We start from the raw sequence: 21,610 nt of genomic DNA on the forward strand, positions 1-21,610 counted from the left end.
GGCTACAGGCCGCAGGCGGCCTTGAACTGTTGCGCGCGGCGGCGCGACACCTCGACCACGCTGCCGTCCAGCAGGTGCAGGTCGAGGCCATCGGCCGCATTCGGCGCCACTTGCGCCACCTGCGCCAGGTTGACGATCTGGCGCCGGTTGGCGCGCAGGAACAGGGCCGGATCGAGCTTTTCTTCCAGCTGGTTCAGGGTGCGCAGCATCAGCGGACGCTGCGCGCCGAAATGCACGCGTGTGTAGTTGCCTTCCGATTCCAGCAGGCGGATATCGTCAAACGCCACGAACCAGCAGCGTTCCCCATCCTTGATGAAGACTTTGCGCGGCGCCGGCGGCGGCACGGCTTGCGCCCGCGCGCCGGCGCGTGCCAGCGCCGTGGCCAGGCGTGTCGCCTGCACGGGTTTTTGCAGGTAGTCGAGGGCGCTGACCTCGAACGCCTGCAGCGCGTACTGGTCGAAGGCCGTGCAAAAGATGACGTCAGGCGCATCATCGAGCGCGGCCAGCAGGTCGAAGCCGGAGCCGCCCGGCATCTGCACGTCGAGCAGCAGCAGGTCGGGCCGCAGCTTGCCGATCTGCGCGACGGCGTCGGCCGCGCTGGCCGCCTCGCCCACGATCTCCACGGCTCCGCGCTGCACATGCGGCGCCAGCAGCCGTCGCAGTTCGGCGCGCGCCAGGCGCTCGTCATCGACCAGCAGTACCTTGAGCGGCTGGCCGTTCATGCCTGCTCCGGCAGGTGGATGGTGGCATGTACCCAGCCCGCCTGTTCGCGCAATTCCAGGCTGGCGCGCTCGCCGCAGGCCAACTGCAGGCGCTGGCGCGCATTGCGCAGGCCGATGCAGGTGGAGTTGCCCGGTTCGCGCAAGGCGCCCGTGTTGGCCACGTCGATCTGCAGCATGGCCGCGCCGTCGGCCGGGCTGGTGCGGCGCGCCGCGATGCGGATGTCGGCGCCCTCGGCGCTCGCTTCGACGCCGTACTTGACGGCGTTTTCCACCAGCGTTTGCAGAGCCATGGGCGGCACGCGCACGTGTTCCACGTCGGGCGCGCCGATTTCGATCGCGAAGCTGACGCGCAGGCGTTCCTCGAAGCGTATCTGTTCGATGGCCAGGTAGGCGCGCACGGCGTCCAGTTCGGCCGCCAGCGGCACCGTGGCGTGCTGGCCCGATTGCAGCGCGTGGCGCATCAGGCCTGCCAGCTGGTCGATCATGTGCGCGGCCGCCTCGCGGTCTTCGAAGATCAGCGCGCGCACGCTATTGAGGCTGTTGAAGAAAAAATGCGGATTGACTTGCGCCTGCAGGGCGCGCAGTTCGGCCTCCCGTCCGTGCAGCTGCAGGCGCAGGGTTTCCGCTTCCAGGCGAGCGGCGCGGCGCAGCGACAGCGCGGTAAAGTAAAAGACCGTCCAGGTCAGGAAGACCCCGAACCAGAACAGCAGCGCGCCAGGCAGCCAGGCGATGCCGCGCAGGATGTCGGGCGGATACATGACGTGGAAGGCGGCCGTCACACTGGCCGTCTGGATGGCGGCCAGCAGGATCAGCGACGGCACGATGCGTTTCCAGCGCAAGCCATTTGCCGCCCAGCCGCGCCGGCGCAGCACGCCATGCCACAGGTGCGACAGCAGCAAGCCGCCCAGCGATCCCCAGCAGGCGATGGTCGCGACGATGCGCAGTTGCGAGGAGCCGCCGTACACGCTGTTGAACAGGGCCAGCGCGCCCCAGCCGGCCAGCTGGAAGGTCCAGTACCAGTCGATCCGGGCCAGCAGCGGGGGGCGGTGGGGTAGCGTCATGGCTCAACGCAGGAATTGCTCGATCTGGCCGAACATCCAGTCCGGCTGGTCGTACATGATGAAGTGGCGCGCCGTGTCGGCCAGCGCGATCTGCACGCCCGGCAGCTGCCGGTACTGCTGCTGGAACGTGGCTTCGATGGCGGCGCGCGGCGCGTAGTCCTTGTAGGCGATCCAGGTGCCCAGCACCAGGGTGGGCGACTGCACTTTCGCCACGTCCTGGCGCAGGTCGCTGGCCATCAGGGTGCCCATGGCGTTGATCACCGTTTCGCGGTCCGAGCGCTGGCCCCAGCCGACGATGCGTTCCACGTCGGCCGGCGCGCTGGCCATGGCCGCGACGGTGCGGCGCTGGCTGGCGCTGGCGGTCGCCGCATCCTGGGCCCGCATGGCCGCCTGCATCTGCTGCGACATGGCTTGCAGCTGCTCCGGCGTGATGGAGGGAAGCTGCGTCGCGCTCAGCGCCGGCAGCGAATCGACGATCACCAGCCTGCCCGTTTGCGCCGGATGGTCGATGGCCATTTTCAGGGCCAGGAAGCCGCCCAGGCTATGCCCGATGATGGCCGGCTGGCCCAGTTTGCGGGTGCCGATGTAGTCGGCCAGCTGCTGTTCCGCCTGCGCCAGCAGGTCGCCTTCGATGGGCGCCACGCCGGCAAAGCCGGCCAATGTCAGTACGTGGCATTGGCGCGCGGCTTGCGGTCCGCACAGGCGCGCCACCGTGGCTTGCCACACTTCGCCCGAGGATGCGAGGCCGGGAATCAGGATCAGGGGACTGCCTTGTCCGGTGACCTCGACCGTGAAGGCCTTGGGCGCGGCGGCCTGGCTGGCGCCCGCCAGCAGCGCGGTACTGAGCAAGATCAATGTTTGCAGTGTTCGTTTCATGGGGTACTCCTCCTTGACGACCATGCTAGCGTTGCCGGGAACGCGCGGCCAGCGTCGCGGGATGAGCGGCGCCAGGGCGGGATGAGCGGTTCAGATCCACCCATCGTGGTCCTGGCAGTGGTCCGGATGGTAGGTCAGGTACTGCACCATGCGCGGCGCCGGGCCGTGGTTGGGCGTGGCGCAATGGGGCAGTGCCTGGTGCCAGATGATGAAATCGCCGGCCATGCCTTCGACGGGCACGGGCCGCAGGTCGTCGACGGCCCATTCGCGCGGCTGGCGGTCCGGCGGCACTTGCCGCAGCCAGTCGGCCACGTGCCGCTGGAAGCCGGGCACGCAGTGAAAGGCGCCGTGCTGCGCCGGACAGTCGCTCAGGTACAGCATGCCTTGCAGCTTGAACGGAATCGGCTGTTGCAGGCTGACGTCCCAGTGCAGGGCGCTGCCAAGGAAGCGGTGCTGCGGCGTTTCCGGCGGATTGAAGCTCACCTTGTCGATGCTGGCGTAGATGCCTGTGCCGGCGCCGGTGCCGGCGTTATATAGCTGCTGGTAGGCGTGGCGTATGTGCGCGTTGTGGCGGTTTTTATCGAGGGCCGGATGGTCGGAAAACTGCAGCATCAGGCCCCGCTTGCCGGGGTGCGGCTGGTACCACGATGCCGGTTCGCCGGGACTGGCGCCCAGGTAATCCCAGATGGCCGATTGTGCGGCGAGGCACTGCGCGCGCGGCACGGCACCGCGCAGCACCAGATAGCCGTGCTCGTCGAAATGGCGCAGCTCGGCGGCGGACAGCACGTCCTGGTGGGGACTGTTGGCGTGCGCGGGACGGACGCGCGTGCGACCAGCCAGCCACGCCTGGAAGGCTTCCACGGTAGGGCGTTGCTGATACAGGAAGTGCAGCGTGTCTTCCATGGAAATGCCGCGCGCGTACAGGGCCTGGACGTCCCGCTGGTCGCGCGCCAGCCCTTGCTTGCCTGTCGCGCCGGCGTGTCCCGTGCAGCGCTGCCATAAATCGTGCAGGTGAGGCCAGTCGTCCATGATGTTGTTCGTCTGAGTGAAAAAATCAGCCGGCGCGCAGGCGGCGCCACAGCGTGGTGCGGCTGATGCCGAGGTAATGGGCGGCGGCGTCGCGGCGCCCGCCGAAGCGCGCCAGCACGGCGCTGGCGCTTTCGTCTTCCAGGCGCGGCGGCGCGGCGGCGGCCGGTGCCGGCAGGGGCGCCGGTGTGCCGCCTGCGTTGCCCAGTTCCGGCGCCACGCCCAGCACGAAGGCGGGAGTGAGCGCCTGCAGCGGTTCGGCTGCCAGGAACAGGGCCAGGCGCTCGGCCAGGTTGCGCAGTTCGCGCACGTTGCCGGGCCAGCCGTAGCGGCGCAGCAGCGGCGCGCACGCCTGGATTTCCGCGTGCAGGTTGGGGTGCGGGCGGGCGCCCAGCGCGGCCAGCGCGTTTTTCAGCGACCATTCGGCCAGGCCGGGAATGTCGCTGGCGCGTTCGCGCAAGGCGGGCAAATGCAGGCGCAGCACGGCCAGGCGGTAGAACAGGTCGGCGCGGAAGCGTCCTTCGCGGATGCGCTGCTCCAGGTCGCAGTGCGTGGCGCTGATGATGCGCACGTTGATGGCGATGGGCCGCGTGCCACCCACGCGCACCACTTCGCGCTCTTCCAGCACGCGCAGCAAGCGCGTTTGCAGGGCCAGCGGCATTTCGCCGATTTCGTCGAGGAACAGGGTGCCGTGGTTGGCCGCCTCGAACAGCCCCGCATGGCCGCCCCGGCGCGCGCCCGTAAACGCCCCGTCCTCGTGGCCGAACAGTTCCGATTCCAGCAGGGATTCGGCGATGGCGCCGCAATTGATGGCGATAAAGGGCCGGTTCGCGCCCAGGCTGCGCGGGCTTTCGCGGTGGATGGCCTGCGCCACCAGTTCCTTGCCGCTGCCCGTCTCGCCCTGGATCAGTACCGTCGCCGGCGAACGGGCGTACAGCACCACCGACTGGCGCAGCGCTTCCATCGCCTCCGATTCGCCGCGCAAGTCGTGCAGGCCGTGGCGTGCGCGCAGGGTGTCGGCCACCACCGCGCGCCGCCCCCGGTTCGATTCGATCTGGGTCAGGCGCGCCAGTTCCAGCGCGTCGTCAAAGGCGCGCCGGATGGTCGTGGCCGAATACACGAAGACGGCGGCCAGCCCCGCCTCTTCGGCCAGGTCGGTGACGAGGCCCGCGCCGACGACGGCTTTGACGCCCTCCGCCTTCAGTTCATTGATCTGCGCGCGCGCGTCTTCCTCGGTGGCGTAGGTGCGCTGGGCGATCCGGAAGCCGAAGGTGGCGGCAAATTCGCCCAGTTCCGGCATCGGGTCCTGGTAGGTGACGACGCCGATGTGCGGCGAGATGCGCCGCGCGCGCGCCAGCGCCTGCATCACGTCGTAGCCGCTGGCCTTGGCGATGATGACGGGTACCGACAGCCGGCCTTTCAGGTAGGCGCCGTTGGAACCGGCCGCGATGACGGCGTCGCAGCGCTCCGTGGCCATGCGTTCGCGGATATGGCGCACGGCGTCGTCGAAGCCCAGGTTGATCGGTTCGATCGTCGCCAGGTCGTCGTATTCGAGCGTGATGTCGCGGAACAGGTCGAACAGCCGCGAGACGGAGACGGTCCAGATGACGGGTTTGTCGCGGTGGTCGAGCGGAGGTTGGGGAGGGCGGCGCATGCTTTATTCTAAACGATTTGTTTCAATTTCTTGCCATGCAACGCCGTTGCAACGGGCGTGTTGCAAGTGGTCTGTGGCGTTTCAGATATTGCCAATAAGGAATATGAAAAAACGGCCGGAAACTGGTTTATGATCTAGCAGCACCATGATGCTTGGAAGAATGTGTTTCCCAGGCACATGTTCACTTTGCCTTTAACCATCCATGGTGTCCATGAAGCGCGTACCGACCAGTCCCGATTTCATTGCCGATGCCTTGCAGCTGATCGCCTTGCCCGCGTGCGCGTGCGATGCCTGCGGCATGGTGGTGGCCGCGAATGGCGCCTTGCAGTCCTTGCTGGGCAGGGATATATCGGGCCGGCTGCTGGCCGATTGTTTTACGGACGCCTACCGCGCGTCGAGCAGCAGCATGCTGCGCGGCGCGCTCGGTGCGGCCGGGCGCGAGCGGCAGTGGGACAGCAGCCTGCAAGGGGAGGCGGGCGCCATCGCCGTGCAGGTCTGGTCCAGGCCCCTGCTGGTGGACGATGGCTTGCCGGGCGCGACCCTCGTGTTTGCCGACATCCGCGTACAGCAGCGCGACCAGCAAGCCTTGCGCAAGACCTTGCTGGAACAGCAGGCCATCCTGGAAAGCGCGGCCGTCGGCATCGTGTTTTCCAAGGGCGGCTTCATTGAGGAATGCAATATCCGCGCCGCCGAGATGCTCGGCTATGCGCGCCACCAGCTGACGGGCATGCCGGGCGCGGTGCTGTACCGCTCCGCCGAGCATTGCCGCGCCCTGGGGCTGGAAGCGGCGCCGCTGCTGTCGAAGGGCAAGCCATACCGCACGGAGCTGGAATTGCGGCGCCAGGATGGCAGCTTGTTCTGGAGCCGCCTGCACGGACGCGCCGTCGATCCCCTCAATACGCATGACGGCACGGTGTGGATCATCGAGGATATCAGCGACCACCGGCGCGATGAAGACCAGCTGCGCCGCGCGATGCTGGAAATGCAGGCCGTGATGGACAACGCGCCGCTGGCCATCGGCTTTCAGCGCGACAAGGGCGTGCTGCGCTACAACCAGCGCTTCGCCGAATGCTTCGGCTTCGATGGCGACAGCGGCGTGGGTCTGGCCGTCGCCGACCTGTATCCGTCGCGCGCGGCCTACGAGAACGTCGTGCGGCAGGCCGCGCCCCTGCTGCGGCGCGGCTTGCCGTTCCAGGGCGAGATGGAGATGCGCCGCCGCGACGGTTCCACGTTCTGGGCGCTGGCGTATGGCTATGTGCTGAATCCCGAAAGCCAGTCCGACCGCGCGCTGCGCGACACGATCTGGCTGTTCGACGACCGCAGCGCGCAGAAGGCGGCCGAGGAGGCGACGCGCCAGCTGATGCTCGAGCAGCAGGCCATCCTCGACAACGCCTCCGTCGGCATCCTGTTTTCGCGTTCGCGCCTGATCCTGCGCTGCAATCCCCGCTTCGCCGAAATGTTCGGCTACGCGCAGGAGGAGATGAAGGGGCTGCCCGCCGCCGAACTGTTTCCCTCGCTGGCGGCCTACGAGGAGTTTGGCATGCAGGCGACGCCGCTGCTGGGACAGGGCTTGCCGTACGAGCAGGACGAATCGCTGTTCCGCCGCCGCGACGGCAGCCTGTTCTGGTGCCGCATCCGCGCCAAGGCCGTCGACCAGGCGCACAGCGAGCAGGGCGCCATCTGGATACTCGAAGACATCACGGCCAGCCGCCAGGCGCAGATGGAGGTGGCGGCCATCATGACGAATGCCTCGGTCAGCATCCTGTACACCAAGAACCGCCAGATCACGCGCTATAACCTGGGCTTTGCCGCGATGTTTGGCTACAGCGGCGACGAGGCGCTGGGCTTGCCCGGGCGTGCCCTGTACGTGTCGCAGCAGTCCTACGACCTGCTGGGCGCGGCGGCCTTTCCCTTCCTGTCCGTGGCCAAGCCCTTCCAGACGGAAGTGGAAATGATGCGCCGCGACGGCACGACCTTGTGGGCGCAGCTGATCGCCTATGTCGTCAATCCCGACGATCCCGCCGCCGGCACCATCTGGATCATCGAGGACCGCACGGAAGCCAAGCGCGCCGAAGAATCGCTGCGCAACGCGCTGCTGGAAAACCAGGCCATCCTCGACAGCGCCGTGCTGGGCATCTCGGTGGTGGAGGGCGGCCACAATTTGCGCGCCAACAGCAAGATGGAAGAGCTGTTCGGCTATGGGCCCGGCGAGATCAACGGCCTGTCGGTGCAGACCCTGTATCCGGACGTGGCCGCGTGGAAGGCGGCACGCGGCGAGACGGCGCGCGATTTCGAGGCGGGCAGGGTGCACATGTCCGAATACCAGCTGGTGCGCAAGGACGGTAGCCGCTTCTGGGCGCGCCTGTCCGGCCGGCCGTTCGACCTGGCGCATGCGCATGGCCGTTCCGTGTGGCTGGTCGACGACGTGACGGCGCGCCGCGAGGCGGCCGAGGCGGTGCGCCGCGCGCGCGACGAACTGGAATTGCGCGTGCAGGAACGCACGGCCGAACTGGCCGGCGCCAACCTGCTGCTGCAGGGCGAGATCGTCGAGCGGCGCCAGGCCGAGGCACGGGTGCACCACATGGCTTACCACGACAACCTGACGGGCTTGCCGAACCGCGCGCTGCTGTCGGACCGGCTGGAACGGGCCATGCTGGCCTCGCAGCGCTCGGAACGCAAGCTGGCCGTCATGTTCATCGACCTCGATCGTTTCAAGACCATCAACGATTCGCTGGGCCACATGACGGGCGATCTGCTGCTCAAGGAAGTGGCTGCCCGGCTGTGCGGCGCGGTGCGCGCCAGCGACACGGTGGCGCGCCTGGGCGGCGATGAATTCGTCGTGCTGGTGCCGGGCATCCGTGGCGGCGAGGAAGCGGCGCGCGTGGCCGAGAAGATCATCGAGGCGCTCACGCCCGCCTTTCCGCTCGACGGCCATGTGCTGCACGTGACGCCGTCGATCGGCATCTGCCTGTATCCGGACGATGGCGGCGATGTCGACGCCCTGATGCGCCATGCCGATGCGGCCATGTACCACGCCAAGGGCAACGGCCGCAACAACTACCAGTTCTTCACGCAGACGATGAACCAGGCGGCGGCCCTGCATTTTGATCTGGAAAGCAGCTTGCGCACGGCGCTGGCGCTGCAGCAGTTCGAACTGTTTTACCAGCCCGTCATCGATATCGCCACGCGCCGCCTGCACGGCATGGAAGTGCTGCTGCGCTGGCGCCGTCCGGGCCACGGCCTGGTGCTGCCGGACCGCTTCATCCCCATCATGGAGGAAAACGGCTTGATCGTGCCGGTGGGCGAGTGGGTCATGCGCCAGGCGTGCGAGCAAAGCATGGCCTGGCAGCGCCAGGGCTTGCAGCCCGTGCCGCTGGCCGTGAATCTGTCGCCGCGCCAGTTCATGCACAAGGGCCTGGTGGCGGCCATCGGCGCCGTCGTGCGGGAGACGGGCATCGATCCGGCGCTGCTGGAATTCGAGATCACCGAGACGGCGCTGATGCAGCACGGCGAGCATACCCTGGAGATCCTGCGCCAGATCAATGGCATGGGCTTGCGCCTGTCGATCGACGATTTCGGCACCGGCTATTCCAGCCTGGCCTATCTGAAGCGCTTCCCCGTGAAGAAGGTCAAGATCGACCGCGCCTTCATCAAGGACCTCGAGCATAGCGCGGAAGACCGCGCCATCGTGTCGGCCATCATCGCGCTGGCCGACAGTCTGCAATTGTCGGCCGTGGCCGAGGGCGTGGAAACGGAAGAGCAGTTCGCCCTGCTGCAGGCACACGGCTGCCGCTATGCGCAGGGCTATCTGTTTTCCGCGCCCGTGCCGGCGGTCAATGCGCAGGCCTTGCTGGAGCGGATAGCCCTTGGTTAATCGATCGTCGCCACGACCGGCGCATGGTCGGACGGCTGTTCCCACTTGCAGTGGTCCACCTTCGATGATGCCCGCATTGCCTAATCGATGGTTGCCACGACCGGCGCATGGTCGGAAGGTTGCTCCCACTTGCGGGGCACGCGGTCGATCACGCAGGCCGTGCAGCGGCCAGCGAGAGCGGGCGAGAGCAGAATGTGATCGATGCGCAGGCCCTTGTTCAGGCGGAAGCCCAGTTGGCGGTAATCCCACCAGCTGAACGATTTTTCCGCCTGTTCGAACAGGCGGAAGGCGTCCGTCAGGCCGATGTCGAGCAGGCGCTGCAGGGCGGCGCGTTCCTTGTCCGAGACCAGTACCTGGCCTTCCCAGGCGACGGGGTCGTGCACGTCGCGGTCGTCGGGTGCGATATTGTAGTCGCCGACGACGGCCAGTTGCGGGTGCTGCCGCGCTTCCTCGGCCAGCCAGTCGTGCAGGGCGGACAGCCAGCCCAGCTTGTATTCGTATTTGTCCGAGTCGACGCTCTGGCCGTTCGGTACATAGGCGCAGACGACGCGCACGCCGCCAATGGTGGCGGCCAGGATGCGCTGCTGCGCATCTTCATAGCGCGGGTTGTTCTTCACCACGTCGGTGATCGGCAGCTTCGACAGGATGGCCACGCCGTTGTAGGTCTTCTGGCCGCTGAAGACCACCTGGTAGCCGGCCGCCTCGATCTCGGCGACGGGAAACTTGTCGTCCGTGAGCTTGGTCTCTTGCAGGCACAGTATGTCGACCGGGTTGTCTGCCAGCCACTGCAGCACTTGCGGCAGGCGCACTTTGAGCGAGTTGACGTTCCAGGTGGCGAGTTTCATGGGAAAAATCCTTGCGTGAATAGGTGGCGATAGGCGCGAATCTTACCGCATGCGTGCCGATGGCGTCCTGCCCCGCCTGCCGGGCATGGGCTTGATGGACCGGCAGGGCCAAAGCGGTATCAATAAAGTATTTTCATTTAACCAATCGTGACGCATGAATATTATGTTTTTGTGTATCATTGATCAACCACTATGCTTGATTTGGCATAAGTGGCTGGCGCGGCAGGCTGCGTCTCGCTGTTTGACGCGACAAAGGTGTAAAGTTTCTGGCTAAAACGCGATAAAAACTACTAAAATGGCACAATGTAACAACTGTGTCATACGGCTTTGTTACAGCCAAGTTAAGAACCGAACAGGAAGCAGTTGTAATTAGTTGTAATTGCTATTCCGATTACATGACCACTGTGCCGGGGACGGAACGTTAATTCCGTCCTTGGCGCCGCCAAACTTGTTATATAAATTGCAGTACTATATCTATGAGACTGTTTTGCGACATCAATAGATGGTACTATTTTGAAATGTTGCAGTTTTAATAGTGAGACTTGCGCGTAGCATTTGCAAAGGAAGAAAATGCGAACTGCATTTGAAGCGTGGGCGCAGCGTGACGGCCACATTGTGCGGCGAAGAGAAGACAAACCGGATGAGTACCTGATTTTCGAGACCCAGCGCCGCTGGGTTATCTGGCAGGCAGCTCTGACGCATGGCAAGACGGCGCCCAAGCCGCGCGTGAGCGCGGCCGAAAAGGCGGCGAAAGCCCAGCGCGCGCTGGAAATGTCCTCCGATGAGGCGACCGTGCGCAACAAGGTGCTCAATGAGGTGCTCGATGCCTTCAGCGGCGCCGATGGCGCGGCCGGCATGGAAGGCATACTGAAAGTGATCCAGGGCCTGAAGATGAAGCAGAAGGCACTGGCCGACGACAAGAGCGAAGATTCAACGGCTTGAGGGGACGGCGATGCGTTATCGGCACTACAAGGGCGGCATTTATGAACTGGTGTGCGAAGCCACGCTGGAAGCGGATCTGACGCCAATGATCGTGTATCGCGCCGCGGACGGTTCCATCTGGACCCGCCCGAAAGACGTGTTCTTTCAACTGATCGAAGTCGAAGGCGTCATGGTCCAGCGTTTCGCTCCCATCAACTGATGGCCGCCTGCGTGCGTGCCCGGGATACTTTTCATGCGTAAATTGCTGCCTGCAGCCTTGGTGCTGGCCTTTGCCTGCGCCGCGGCGCATGCCGAAACCATCGGCTCGGTCGACACGGTCTTCAAGCTGATCGGCCCTGACCATAAAATCGTCGTCGAAGCCTATGACGATCCCCGTGTCGCCGGCGTCAGCTGCTATCTGTCGCGCGCCAAGACGGGCGGCATCAAGGGCGCCGTCGGCCTGGCCGAGGACAAGGCCGATGCGGCCGTGGCTTGCCGCCAGGTGGGGCCGTTGCAATTCAAGGGCAAGCTGCCGCGCCAGGAAGAAGTGTTTACCGAGCGTGCCTCGATCTTCTTCAAGCATGTGCGCGTCGTGCGCATGGTCGACAGCAAGCGCAATGCGCTGGTCTACCTCGTGTATTCCGACCGCCTGATCGAGGGCAGCCCGAAAAACAGCGTCACCGCCGTCGCCGTGCCTGGCGACCAGCCGATCCCCGTCCGTTAAGCGAGCTTCCCATGCGCGTACCATCGTCTGCCGCCCTTGCCGCCAGGACGCTGCTGCTGTTTGGCCTGGGCGGCTGCGCCACCCTGACGGGCAACACGGACCAGATGGTGCTGGTGCAAACCATCCAGGACAACCGCGAGCTGACGGGCGCCGGCTGCATCCTCAGCAACGACGTGGGCAAGTGGTTCGTCACCACGCCCGGACGCATCACCATCCGCAAGAGCCAGGAGCCGTTGAAGGTCGATTGCCGCAAGCACGGTTCGCCCGCCATCGCGACGGACGACCACATCGACCCCAAGCTCAATGGCAGCGTCTGGGGCAATGTCATCCTGACCCTGGGCGTTGGCTACTTCGTCGACCGCAACACGGGCGCCGGCTTCGACTACCCTTCGATCCTGACCATCGTCATGCAAGACCCGGCCCGTCTGGCGCCGCCGCCCGCGCCGATTTCCGCGCCAGCGCCAGCACCCGCCGTGCCGGAAGCGGTGGTGCAGCCCAAGGTGGCGCCGTCGCCTTTGCCCAATCCCGTCGTCTACTGATTAATATCCCACGCATGAAAAAACCGCCAGGGTCAGTGACCGTGGCGGCTGTCTTATTGCGTAACGACGCCTGACAAAACCGTAGCGAGCGGGAGCTAGTGGTGGTCGAGAAGCGCAGCTGTACTTTATGTACAGCGAGCATCGCCGGCCGCCAATAGCCCCGCGCAGTAGGTTTGGTCTGGCGTTACACCCGGTTGATCAGGAACGTGGTGAGCAGTGGGACTGGACGGCCGGTCGCGCCCTTCGAGCCGCCCGATTTCCATGCCGTACCGGCGATGTCCAGATGCGCCCAGGTGTACTTCTTGGTGAAGTTTTCCAGGAACGCCGCTGCCGTCACCGAGCCGCCGCCTGGCGTGCCGATGTTGGCCAGGTCGGCGAAGTTCGACTTCAGCTGCTCGTTGTACGCCTCTTCGATCGGCATGCGCCATGCCGTGTCGCTCGCTTGCTTGCCCGCTGCCAGCAGCTCATTGGCCAGCTGGTCATGCGCCGCATCGCTGCGGGTGAACAGGCCGCTGTTGTGGTGGCCCAGGGCGACGACGCAAGCGCCCGTCAGGGTGGCGATATCGACCACGGCTGCCGGCTTGAAGCGTTCGGCGTAGGTCAGCGCGTCGCACAGCACCAGACGGCCTTCGGCGTCCGTGTTCAGCACTTCGATGGTCAGGCCGTTCATGGAGGTGACGATGTCGCCCGGCTTGGTGGCGCGGCCCGACGGCATGTTTTCGCACGCGGCGATGACGCCGATGACGTTCAGCTTCAGGTTCATTTCGCCGATGGCGCGGAAGGTGCCCAGTACCGAGGCGGCGCCGCACATGTCGTACTTCATTTCATCCATGCCAGGACCGGCCTTGATCGAAATGCCGCCCGTGTCGAAGGTGATGCCCTTGCCGACCAGGACCACCGGCGCATCCTTGGCCTTGCCGCCCATGTGCTTCAGGACGATGAATTTCGGCGGCTGTTCGCTGCCGTTGGTGACGGACAGGAAGCTGCCCATTTTCAGCGCTTCGAGCTGTTTGCGGTCCAGGATTTCGACTTCGAACTTGTAATCCTTGGCCAGCTGCTTGGCCGTGCTGGCCAGGTAGCTCGGATTGGCGATGTTCGCCGGCAGGTCGCCCAGATTGCGCGTCAGGTCGGAACCGTTGGCGATGGCGATGGCTTGCGCCAGCGCGCCGCGCGTGGCTGCCGTTGCTGGCGCCGCCAGGACGATCTTGCGCACGCCTGCTGGCGCCGGATCTTTTTTGCTTTTTTGCGAGTCGCAGCGGTATTCGCTGTCGTGCGCTGCTTGCACCACGCAACGGATTGCCCAATTTACGTCGCGCTCTTTCACTTCAGCCAGCGGTAATGCGATAATGGCGTCCGCAGCGCCCAGCGAGCCGAAGGCCTTCAGCGCGGCTTGTACGCCGGTTGCGAAGCTTTTTTCGCTGACAGTGTCATCGCTGCCCATGCCTACCAGCAGAACACGTTCGGCGGCGACGCCATCGACTGCGCGCAGCAGCAACGTGCTGCCAGGCTTGCCGCTGATGTCGCCGGACTTCAGCGCAGCCGAAATCGCACCCTTGCTGTCCAGCGATTTTGCCGCTGGCGACAGTTTTTTGTTTTCGAATACCGCAACCGCGATGCATCCGCTTTTGGCCGTGCCGAGGGTGCTCTTGGTATCGAATGCTTTTATGCTAAAGTCCATTTGGTTCTCCGTTTTCATTTACTAGTAACGTGTTACTCAACTAACTGACCCGAATTATAAACTCCGAATGATCTTTCAACGCGCCCTTCGACGTGAATTGGCTAGTGCCGCCGGGGCCACCTTCACTGTTTTGTTCAGCATCCTGCTCACCTGGATGCTGATCGGTATTCTCGGCAAGGCGGCGGGCGGCAAGATCGCATCGTCCGACGTCATGTCCCTGATGGTCTTTTCCGCCCTGATGCAGCTGCCCACCATCATCATCCTCACCGGTTTCATTTCGGTGCTGATGGTCGTCACGCGCAGCTACAAGGAATCGGAGATGGTGGTGTGGTTCGCCTCGGGCCTGAGCCTGTCGCGCTGGATCTGGCCCGTGCTCAGCTTCGGCCTGCCGCTGGTGCTGGCCACGGGCATCCTGAGTTTGTACGCCACGCCGTGGGCGCAAAAGAAAAGCGATGAATATGTGGCGCGCTTTGAAAAGCGCGAAGACCTGCAGAAAGTCACGCCGGGCCAGTTCCGCGAATCGGCCGGCAGCAACCGGATCTTTTTCGTCGAGGGCGCCAGCGGCGAGAAGAACGTGGTGCAGAACGTCTTCGTCAATACCGTCGATGAGAAAGGCAGCGCCGTCGTTGTCGTCGCCAGGGAAGGCGTGATCAATACCGACGCCAAGGGCGATCGCTTCCTGGTGCTCAAGAGCGGCCGCCGCTACCAGGGCGTGCCGACGCAGGCGGACTTCCAGACCATGGAGTTCGAGCAGTACATCATGCGCATCGAGAGCAAGCAGCAGGAACTGGGCGCGGAACTGGGCGTGCGCGCCATGAGCACCATGGCGCTGGTCGCCGATCCGAATCCCTACACCATGGCCGAATTGCTGTGGCGCGTCAGCGCGCCGCTGATCGGCCTGATGCTGATCCTGCTGGCCATCCCGCTGGGCTTTGTCAATCCGCGTGCCGGCAGTTCGGCCAACCTGATCATCGCCCTGCTGATTTTCTTTACGTACAGCAATCTGATCAAGGTTTTCGAAGCGAGCGTGAAACAGGGCCGCCTGAGCTTCGGCCTGGCCTGGTGGCCGCTGCACCTGCTGGCGGCGCTGGCCGTGGTGGCGCTGTTTGCATGGCGCCTGAATGTGAACCACCGCTACCATCCGCTGGTCCTGCTGGCGGCTTTCAAGCGCGCGCGCCGCGCCGGCAAACCAAGTAAAGCGGCATCGACATGAAGATCTTACAGCGCTATTTTGCGGTCTCGATATTCCAGGCGGTGCTGTTCGTGCTGCTGGCCTTCCTGGCACTGCAAGCCTTCATCGACCTGACGGGCGAGCTGCCCAAGGTGGGCCGCAACGGCTACACCATCCAGTACGCCTTCCTGTACGTGCTGGTGCTGGTGCCGGGACACGTGTACGAGGTGATGCCGATCGCGGCGCTGATCGGCACCATCTACACGATGGCGCAGTTTGCGGCCAGTTCCGAATTCACCATCATGCGCGCATCGAGCATGTCGACGGCGATGGCCGCAGGTTTCCTGTTCCGCATCGGTATCGTCTTCGTCGTCATCACCTTCATCTTCGGCGAGTTGATCACGCCGCGCACGGAGCCGCTGGCCGAACGCCTCAAGCTGACTTCGCGCGGCGCGGCCGTGTCGAGCGAGTTTCGCTCGGGCCTGTGGACCAAGGACATGGTCAAGAGCGACGGTCTGACGGGCACCGTCACCGGTTCGCGCTTCTTCAACGTCGGCGAAGCGCGTCCCGACGGCCAGCTGAAGAACGTCAAGCTGTATGAATTCGACACCGATATGCGCTTGCGCACCCTGACCGTGGCCAAGGGGGCTACGTATCAGGGCAATAATATCTGGCGCCTGAGCGATGTGACGGAAACGTCGTTCTCGAACAGCGCGACGACTTCGCCCGGCTTCGAGCCGAAGCTGGCGAACTACTATGGGCAGGAAACGAGCCTGGTGCGCACGGTGCAGAGCGCCAGCAAGGACATGACGTCGGAAGTGACGCCGAAGATCCTCACGGTGTCGGCGTCCGATCCCGAGCGCATGTCGGCCAGCGAACTGGCCGTGTACACGCGCCACCTGGCCGAGAACAAACAGGAGACAGAGCGTTTCCGCATCGCGTTCTGGAAAAAGCTGATCGATCCGCTGGCCATTTTCGTGCTGATGGCGCTGGCGCTGCCGTTCGCCTACATGCATACGCGCAGCGGCGGCATCAGCCTGAAAATCTTCATCGGCATCATGATCGGCGTGAGCTTCATGCTGGTCAACACGCTGTTCTCGCATCTTGGCTTGCTCAGCACCTGGCCCGCCTTCCTGACGGCTGTGGCGCCGAGCGCCCTGTATCTGCTGCTGGCGCTGGGCGCCCTGTGGTGGGTGGAGCGGCACTGATGGAGACCAATGTGAAACAGGCTCTGATCTTGTTTGCCCATGGCGCGCGCGCCGCATCGTGGGCCGCCCCATTCGAGCGACTGCGCGACCTGACCCAGGCGCGCATGCCCGGCACCAGCGTGCATCTGGCCTTCCTGGAACTGATGACGCCACGCCTGCCCGAACTGGTGGCGACCCTGCTGGCCGAGCTGCCGGCCGGCGCCATCCTCGACGTCACGGTGGTGCCCGTGTTCCTGGGACAGGGCGGGCATGTGCTGCGCGACTTGCCGCTGCTGCTGGAAGAACTGCGCCAGCAGCATCCGGGACTGCGCCTGAAGGTGGTCGAGGCCGTGGGCGAGAACGCCAGCGTGCTCGCCGCCATCGCCGATTACTGCGTGGCGGCGCCAGGCTCCAGCCCTCTGCCTTGAGCGGCATCGACATCGTCTACCTGTGGGTAGACGGCGCCGATCCCGCGTGGCGCACGCGCCGGCGTCAGGCGTATGCCGCCTGGGCGCAGGCGCATCCCGGCCAGCTGGCCTTGCACGGCAACGTGGCGGGACGCTACCGCGACAACGGGGAATTGCGCTACAACCTGCGCGCGCTCGAGCGCTTCTTCCCCGGCCATGGACACATCTACCTGCTGACGGACCGACAAGTGCCATCCTGGCTGCGCGCTTCACCGCGCCTGACGGTGATCGACCACGCGAGCCTGATGCCCGGCGCCGCCTTGCCCGTGTTCGATTCCGGCCATATCGAATCGTACCTGCACCATATTCCGGGCCTGTCCGAACGCTTCCTGTATCTGAACGACGACGTATTCTTTGGCGCGCCGTTCGAGCCGGCATTCTGGTTTGGCGGGGAAGAGGACCGGCGCTTGAGCGTGTTCACGGAAAGCGCGCTGCAGCCCGATTTGCCGGGCTTGCGCGCCGACGTGGCGGCGCCCGTCAATTGCGCCACCCTGTCGCGGCAATGGCTGTCGGCGCAGTACCCTGCTTACCGGCATGAACCGCGCCTGTATGCGCATGCGCCACGGCCCATGCTGAAAAGCGCGCTGCATGCCTTGGAAGGGCTGGCGCCGGCCATGTTTGCCGGCGTGCGCGCGACGGTGTTCCGCTCCTGGCAGGTGCCGGCATTGCTGCCCGACCTGGTGCCGCGCTGGATGGTGCATCAGGGGATTGCGCGCTCGCGCATGCTCGACCCGCTGCATATCGCCAGCGGCGATGCGCAGGCGCCGCGGCAGCTTGAGGAGCTGGCGGCGCGTTTCGGCAGCTTGCCGTTTTTCTGCATCAACGATACCTGCGACGAGGCCGAGGACGACGACCCGCGCCTGTTGCGCGTGGCCGCCACCTTGCAGCGGCTGCTGCCGCTGCCGTCTTCCTTCGAGATTTGAAGACGGCTAAACCGCTGTCTTCCTTGGCGCCAGGCTGATGCGGGCGGCGGCCGTGCTGTCGGACAGCGCAGCGAGGAACAGCAGCAAATACGCGCCCAGTTCGAGCACTTCTTCGCCCAGCAGCGCGTAAGCGTCCGGCATGCCGTGAAAGACCTTCTTGTCGAAAGGCCAGCCGGCGACCATCAGCAAGCCGCCGATGGCCGTCAGGATGGTGATGCGCATGCTGAAAATCTGCGGCGCATGGGCAAACACTTTGCGCGCGCGCGGCGCGAAAAAGATCAGCACGCGTATCAGGATCAGCAATTCCACCACGCGCAGGGCTTTTTCCAGCTGCGCCCAAGCGGGCGCCGTGCCGAACTGGTCGATATCGAGTTCGCGCAGCAGGAAGCCGAACATCAGGGCCGACAAGCCCGCATGCATGAGGAAGCGCAGCGACTGGCGGTCAGGCTCCTGCCATGCGCGCACGCCGTGCACGGTGCAAGCCAGGGCCAGGAACAGCGCCTGCAGCCATTCCAATAAATGGTTTTCATCGTCGATATCCGGGAACACCGTCCACAGGGCGATGGAGGCGAGCATGCTGAACAGCACAGCGCTGGCGACGCCGACATTGCTGCGGCTGAGCGAAGTCAGGGCTTCGCGCATGGAGGTGAAATTCATGTGTGATCGTAAGGCTAAAGTTGCGCGGCGCGGTATTGCAGCCTGCGGGCGCAGCTTTTTTCGGGGAGGGTCAGCCGGGATACCGCACGGCAAGCGCTATGGCGGGGCGAAGCGTGAATTTATTACTATCACACAACAACTTCTCGAGAAAAGATGCGTGAGCATCGTATCATGTTTCCCCGGAAGACGTCGGTTACTGACTTTAAAGTCGGTAAAATACGGTGTGTTTATTCAAGCATGGCGCGCCGGCATGGCGGCTGTTTCTTCGATGGCCTGGTGCGTGCGTGCGGCCATGGCGTCGCCCAGCATCACCAGCACCGGGCCGTGGGTGTCGCCCAGGCCGTGCGCCAGGGCGCTCAGCGTCAGGCGCACGATGCGCTGGTCCGGGCGGCTGCAGTTTTCAATCACCACCACCGGCGTGTCGGCCCGGCGGCCCAGGGCCAGCAGGCGCTGCGCCGTGGCGATGGCTTCGCGTCCGCCCATGTATTGCACCAGGGTGTCGCAGTCGGGGATGCGCGTCTGCTCCGGTTCGCCCGGCGCCGTGCTGGACGTGAAAAAGGCCACGCTGCGCGACACGCCGCGCTTGGTCAGCGGCTGCTGTGTGGCGGCCGCCGCTGCCAGTGCCGTGGTAATGCCGGGCACCACTTCGACGGCGATGCCTGCCTCTTCCAGTGCCCGCAATTCCTCGTCGGCGCGGCCGAACAGCATGGGGTCGCCCCCTTTCAGGCGCACCACGACGGCGTGCTTGCGGGCGTTGTCGACCAGTTGCTTGTTAATAAAGGCTTGCGCCGTCGACAACTGGCCGCAGCGCTTGCCGACCAGGATTTTTTGCGCCTTGGGACACAGCTCCAGCATCTCGTCGGTGACCAGCGCGTCGTGCAGCACGACGTCGGCCTGCGCCAGCAGGCGGGCGCCGCGCAAGGTCATCAGGTCTTGCGCGCCGGGGCCGGCGCCGATCAGGTAGACCTTGCCGGGGAGAGATGGGGAGCTGTTCATATGGCTGCCTTTCCTGGACGATACGGGGTTAGAGCCGGACCATGCCGGCCGCAACGGTCTGGTGGGTGACTTCATCGATCAGGATAAACGCACCGGTGGCGCGGATATCGGCATACGCATCGGCCGCCAGCGCCTGCTGCACGTTCAGGCTGATGCGGGCGATGTCGTTCAGCTTCAAGCCTTCGGCGGGATGGCGCTGCTGCGTATTGATGTCGAGAATCGATTCGATCGCCGTCACCTTGGCCGCCGTCTGCCTGGTGCCGTGCTTGATCCAGTACTTGCGGCGCAGGTCCAGCGCGTCTTCCGACAGCCAGCACACGTCGGCCACTACCTGTTTCAGCAGCGTGGCAGGGCGCTCGCTGCTTGCCAGCAAGTCGCCGCGCGAAATGTCCAGATATTCATTCAGCAGCAGGGTCACGGACTGGCCCACCACGGCCGTCGGCAGCGAACCGTCGAGGGTGACGATATCTTTCACTGTCGCCGTCTGGCCCGACGGCTGCACCACCAGGGTGTCGCCGATGCTGACCTTGCCCGCCTCGATGCGGCCCATGTAGCCGCGGAAGTCGTTCGCTTCGTGGCCGTTGTGGCGCGCTACCAGCTGCACGGGGAAGCGGAATGGCGTGTCGTGCGATTCGTCGTAGACGGACAGCGATTCGAGCAGCTCGATCAAAGTCGGGCCCGTGTACCAGCCCAGCTTGTCGCCGCGCTCGACGACGTTGTCGCCCGTCAAGGCCGACAATGGAATCGGCGTGATGTCCTTCAGACCCAGCGACTGGGCGAACTCGCGGTAGGCGGCGACGATGCGCTTGTACACCGTTTCATCGTAGTCGACCAGGTCCATCTTGTTGACGGCCACGACCACGTGCTCGATCTGCAGCAAGTGGGCAATCGTCGAATGGCGCTTGGTCTGGATCAGCAATTCCACGCTGCCGTCGTCACCGAGTTTGACTTTCGATACATCGATCAAAATGATGACGGCGTCGGCGGTGGACGCCCCCGTGACCATGTTGCGCGTGTACTGTTCATGGCCCGGCGTGTCGGCGATGATGAATTTGCGTTTCGGCGTGGCAAAGTAACGGTAGGCCACGTCGATGGTGATGCCTTGCTCGCGTTCCGCTTCCAGGCCGTCCGTCAGCAGCGACAGGTCGACAGTGTCGCCCACCGTGCGCTTGTGCTTGGAGCGCGACATGGCGTCGAGCTGGTCGGCGAAGATGCCCTTGCTGTCGAACAGCAAACGGCCGATCAGGGTGCTCTTGCCGTCATCGACGGAACCGGCCGTAATAAAACGCAACATGCCGCGTTCAACGCTGTCGGTGAGAGTGGTGTTGGAGATTGCTGCGTTCATTAGAAATACCCTGCTTTCTTGCGTTTTTCCATCGAGGCTTCGGAAGTCTGGTCATCCATGCGGGTGGCGCCCCGTTCCGTGATTTGCGTGATTGCCGTCTCGGCGATGATGGCGTCCACCGTCGCCGCGTCGGACGAGACGGGGCAGGTGCACGAGATATCGCCCACCGTGCGGAAGCGCACGACTTGCGTTTCCACCGTTTCGCCGTCGCGCGGCGGCGTCAGATCCGTCAGTGGCACCAGCAGGCCGTTGCGCGGGATTACCTGGCGCTCGTGCGCGAAGTAGATCGGCGGCAATTCCAGTTTTTCACGGGCGATGTATTGCCACACGTCCAGCTCCGTCCAGTTAGAGATGGGGAAGACGCGCATGTTTTCGCCGGGATGCACGCGGGTGTTATACAGGTCCCACAGTTCCGGGCGTTGGGCTTTCGGGTCCCAGGCGCCGAATTCGTCGCGGAAGGAAAAGATGCGTTCCTTGGCGCGGGCTTTTTCTTCATCGCGGCGCGCGCCGCCGATGCAGGCGTCAAAGCCATGTTCGGCGATGGTTTCCAGCAAGGTCACCGCTTGCGCCGCATTGCGCGAATCCGTGGCAGGGTTGCGCAGGCGCACGGTGCCGCGCTTGATCGAGTCTTCCACGGAGCCGATGATCAGGCGCTCGCCCAGTTCCGCCACCTTTTTATCACGGAAAGTGATGACTTCCGGGAAGTTGTGGCCCGTGTCGATATGCACGAGGGGGAATGGAAACTTGCCCGGGCGGAAGGCCTTTTCGGCCAAACGCAGCAGGACGACGGAATCCTTGCCGCCGGAAAACAGCAGGGCGGGATTGGCCGATTCGGCCGCCACTTCGCGCATGATGTGGATGGCTTCCGATTCAAGGCTGTCGAGGTGACGCTGGTTCAAAATATTGCTCATATGGGTACTTTCTTGTTCTGCTGAGTCTGTTAT

20 protein-coding genes are annotated in these 21,610 nt (G+C 64.5%); 9 read left to right on the top strand and 11 right to left on the bottom strand.

Going from position 1 to position 21,610, the window contains the following annotated elements:
- Nucleotides 1-2 precede the first annotated feature (2 nt).
- The 5 genes from ACQ4WQ_RS18785 to prpR all read right to left on the bottom strand — a co-directional run bounded on the left by ACQ4WQ_RS18785 (nt 3) and on the right by prpR (nt 5,339).
- Complete coding sequence (locus tag ACQ4WQ_RS18785; RefSeq protein WP_436499114.1) at nt 3-722, bottom strand: LytR/AlgR family response regulator transcription factor; 720 nt, start codon at nt 720-722, stop codon at nt 3-5.
- Nucleotides 719-1,783, bottom strand: a complete 1,065-nt coding sequence (locus ACQ4WQ_RS18790; protein ID WP_436499116.1) for a sensor histidine kinase — start codon at nt 1,781-1,783, stop codon at nt 719-721. The genes ACQ4WQ_RS18785 and ACQ4WQ_RS18790 overlap by 4 nt, the downstream gene beginning before the upstream one ends.
- 3 nt (nt 1,784-1,786) lie before the next feature.
- Nucleotides 1,787-2,659 carry an alpha/beta fold hydrolase gene (locus tag ACQ4WQ_RS18795; RefSeq protein ID WP_436499118.1) on the bottom strand — a complete coding sequence of 291 codons (873 nt, stop codon included), beginning with the start codon at nt 2,657-2,659 and terminating at the stop codon, nt 1,787-1,789.
- 90 nt (nt 2,660-2,749) lie between these two features.
- Nucleotides 2,750-3,688, bottom strand: coding sequence for a phytanoyl-CoA dioxygenase family protein (locus ACQ4WQ_RS18800; protein ID WP_436499120.1), 939 nt, complete (start codon nt 3,686-3,688; stop codon nt 2,750-2,752).
- A 25-nt stretch (nt 3,689-3,713) separates the two neighbouring features.
- Nucleotides 3,714-5,339, bottom strand: coding sequence for a propionate catabolism operon regulatory protein PrpR (prpR, locus tag ACQ4WQ_RS18805; protein WP_436499122.1), 1,626 nt, complete (start codon nt 5,337-5,339; stop codon nt 3,714-3,716).
- Nucleotides 5,340-5,550: 211 nt separating this feature from the next.
- On the opposite strand from prpR, the gene ACQ4WQ_RS18810 reads away from it, so the two are divergent.
- On the top strand, nt 5,551-9,213 hold the full coding sequence (locus ACQ4WQ_RS18810) for a sensor domain-containing protein (protein ID WP_436499124.1): 3,663 nt from the start codon (nt 5,551-5,553) through the stop codon (nt 9,211-9,213).
- Nucleotides 9,214-9,293: 80 nt separating this feature from the next.
- Here ACQ4WQ_RS18810 and xth read toward each other — a convergent pair whose 3' ends face one another.
- Entirely contained in the window at nt 9,294-10,058 is a 765-nt protein-coding gene (xth, locus tag ACQ4WQ_RS18815) for an exodeoxyribonuclease III (protein ID WP_436499126.1), read from the bottom strand.
- Between the two features lie 570 nt (nt 10,059-10,628).
- Here xth and ACQ4WQ_RS18820 point away from each other — a divergent pair.
- The 4 genes from ACQ4WQ_RS18820 to ACQ4WQ_RS18835 are packed head-to-tail and all read left to right on the top strand — an operon-like array spanning nt 10,629 to nt 12,242.
- Nucleotides 10,629-11,000 carry a phiTE_015 family protein gene (locus ACQ4WQ_RS18820; RefSeq protein WP_326459859.1) on the top strand — a complete coding sequence of 124 codons (372 nt, stop codon included), beginning with the start codon at nt 10,629-10,631 and terminating at the stop codon, nt 10,998-11,000.
- Nucleotides 11,001-11,010: 10 nt separating this feature from the next.
- Nucleotides 11,011-11,199 carry a DUF1653 domain-containing protein gene (locus tag ACQ4WQ_RS18825; RefSeq protein WP_034782199.1) on the top strand — a complete coding sequence of 63 codons (189 nt, stop codon included), beginning with the start codon at nt 11,011-11,013 and terminating at the stop codon, nt 11,197-11,199.
- A gap of 33 nt (nt 11,200-11,232) precedes the next feature.
- Nucleotides 11,233-11,703, top strand: a complete 471-nt coding sequence (locus ACQ4WQ_RS18830) for a CreA family protein (protein WP_230538379.1) — start codon at nt 11,233-11,235, stop codon at nt 11,701-11,703.
- 11 nt (nt 11,704-11,714) lie between these two features.
- Entirely contained in the window at nt 11,715-12,242 is a 528-nt protein-coding gene (locus ACQ4WQ_RS18835; RefSeq protein WP_436499128.1) for a hypothetical protein, read from the top strand.
- A 184-nt stretch (nt 12,243-12,426) separates the two neighbouring features.
- Here ACQ4WQ_RS18835 and ACQ4WQ_RS18840 read toward each other — a convergent pair whose 3' ends face one another.
- On the bottom strand, nt 12,427-13,920 hold the full coding sequence (locus ACQ4WQ_RS18840; RefSeq protein WP_436499130.1) for a leucyl aminopeptidase: 1,494 nt from the start codon (nt 13,918-13,920) through the stop codon (nt 12,427-12,429).
- A gap of 67 nt (nt 13,921-13,987) precedes the next feature.
- On the opposite strand from ACQ4WQ_RS18840, the gene lptF reads away from it, so the two are divergent.
- The 4 genes from lptF to ACQ4WQ_RS18860 are packed head-to-tail and all read left to right on the top strand — an operon-like array spanning nt 13,988 to nt 17,668.
- Entirely contained in the window at nt 13,988-15,133 is a 1,146-nt protein-coding gene (gene lptF / locus ACQ4WQ_RS18845) for an LPS export ABC transporter permease LptF (protein WP_436499132.1), read from the top strand.
- Nucleotides 15,130-16,299, top strand: coding sequence for an LPS export ABC transporter permease LptG (gene lptG / locus ACQ4WQ_RS18850; protein WP_436499134.1), 1,170 nt, complete (start codon nt 15,130-15,132; stop codon nt 16,297-16,299). The genes lptF and lptG overlap by 4 nt, the downstream gene beginning before the upstream one ends.
- Nucleotides 16,299-16,706, top strand: coding sequence for a sirohydrochlorin chelatase (locus ACQ4WQ_RS18855; RefSeq protein ID WP_436499136.1), 408 nt, complete (start codon nt 16,299-16,301; stop codon nt 16,704-16,706). Before lptG ends, ACQ4WQ_RS18855 begins: the two co-directional genes overlap by 1 nt.
- The gene (locus ACQ4WQ_RS18860; RefSeq protein WP_436499138.1) at nt 16,703-17,668 is read left to right on the top strand and encodes a Stealth CR1 domain-containing protein; all 966 of its coding nucleotides are present in this window, start codon (nt 16,703-16,705) and stop codon (nt 17,666-17,668) included. Before ACQ4WQ_RS18855 ends, ACQ4WQ_RS18860 begins: the two co-directional genes overlap by 4 nt.
- Nucleotides 17,669-17,674: 6 nt before the next feature.
- On the opposite strand, the gene ACQ4WQ_RS18865 is transcribed toward ACQ4WQ_RS18860, so the two are convergent.
- The 4 genes from ACQ4WQ_RS18865 to cysD all read right to left on the bottom strand — a co-directional run bounded on the left by ACQ4WQ_RS18865 (nt 17,675) and on the right by cysD (nt 21,610).
- On the bottom strand, nt 17,675-18,325 hold the full coding sequence (locus ACQ4WQ_RS18865; protein ID WP_436499140.1) for a hypothetical protein: 651 nt from the start codon (nt 18,323-18,325) through the stop codon (nt 17,675-17,677).
- A 231-nt stretch (nt 18,326-18,556) separates the two neighbouring features.
- Entirely contained in the window at nt 18,557-19,321 is a 765-nt protein-coding gene (cobA, locus tag ACQ4WQ_RS18870; protein WP_436499142.1) for a uroporphyrinogen-III C-methyltransferase, read from the bottom strand.
- Nucleotides 19,322-19,349: 28 nt separating this feature from the next.
- Entirely contained in the window at nt 19,350-20,666 is a 1,317-nt protein-coding gene (locus tag ACQ4WQ_RS18875; protein WP_436499144.1) for a sulfate adenylyltransferase subunit 1, read from the bottom strand.
- Nucleotides 20,666-21,610 carry a sulfate adenylyltransferase subunit CysD gene (gene cysD, locus ACQ4WQ_RS18880; RefSeq protein WP_436499178.1) on the bottom strand — a complete coding sequence of 315 codons (945 nt, stop codon included), beginning with the start codon at nt 21,608-21,610 and terminating at the stop codon, nt 20,666-20,668. Before cysD ends, ACQ4WQ_RS18875 begins: the two co-directional genes overlap by 1 nt.

The sequence above is a fragment of the Janthinobacterium goodfellowi genome (assembly GCF_051380695.1).
GTDB lineage: Bacteria > Pseudomonadota > Gammaproteobacteria > Burkholderiales > Burkholderiaceae_D > Janthinobacterium.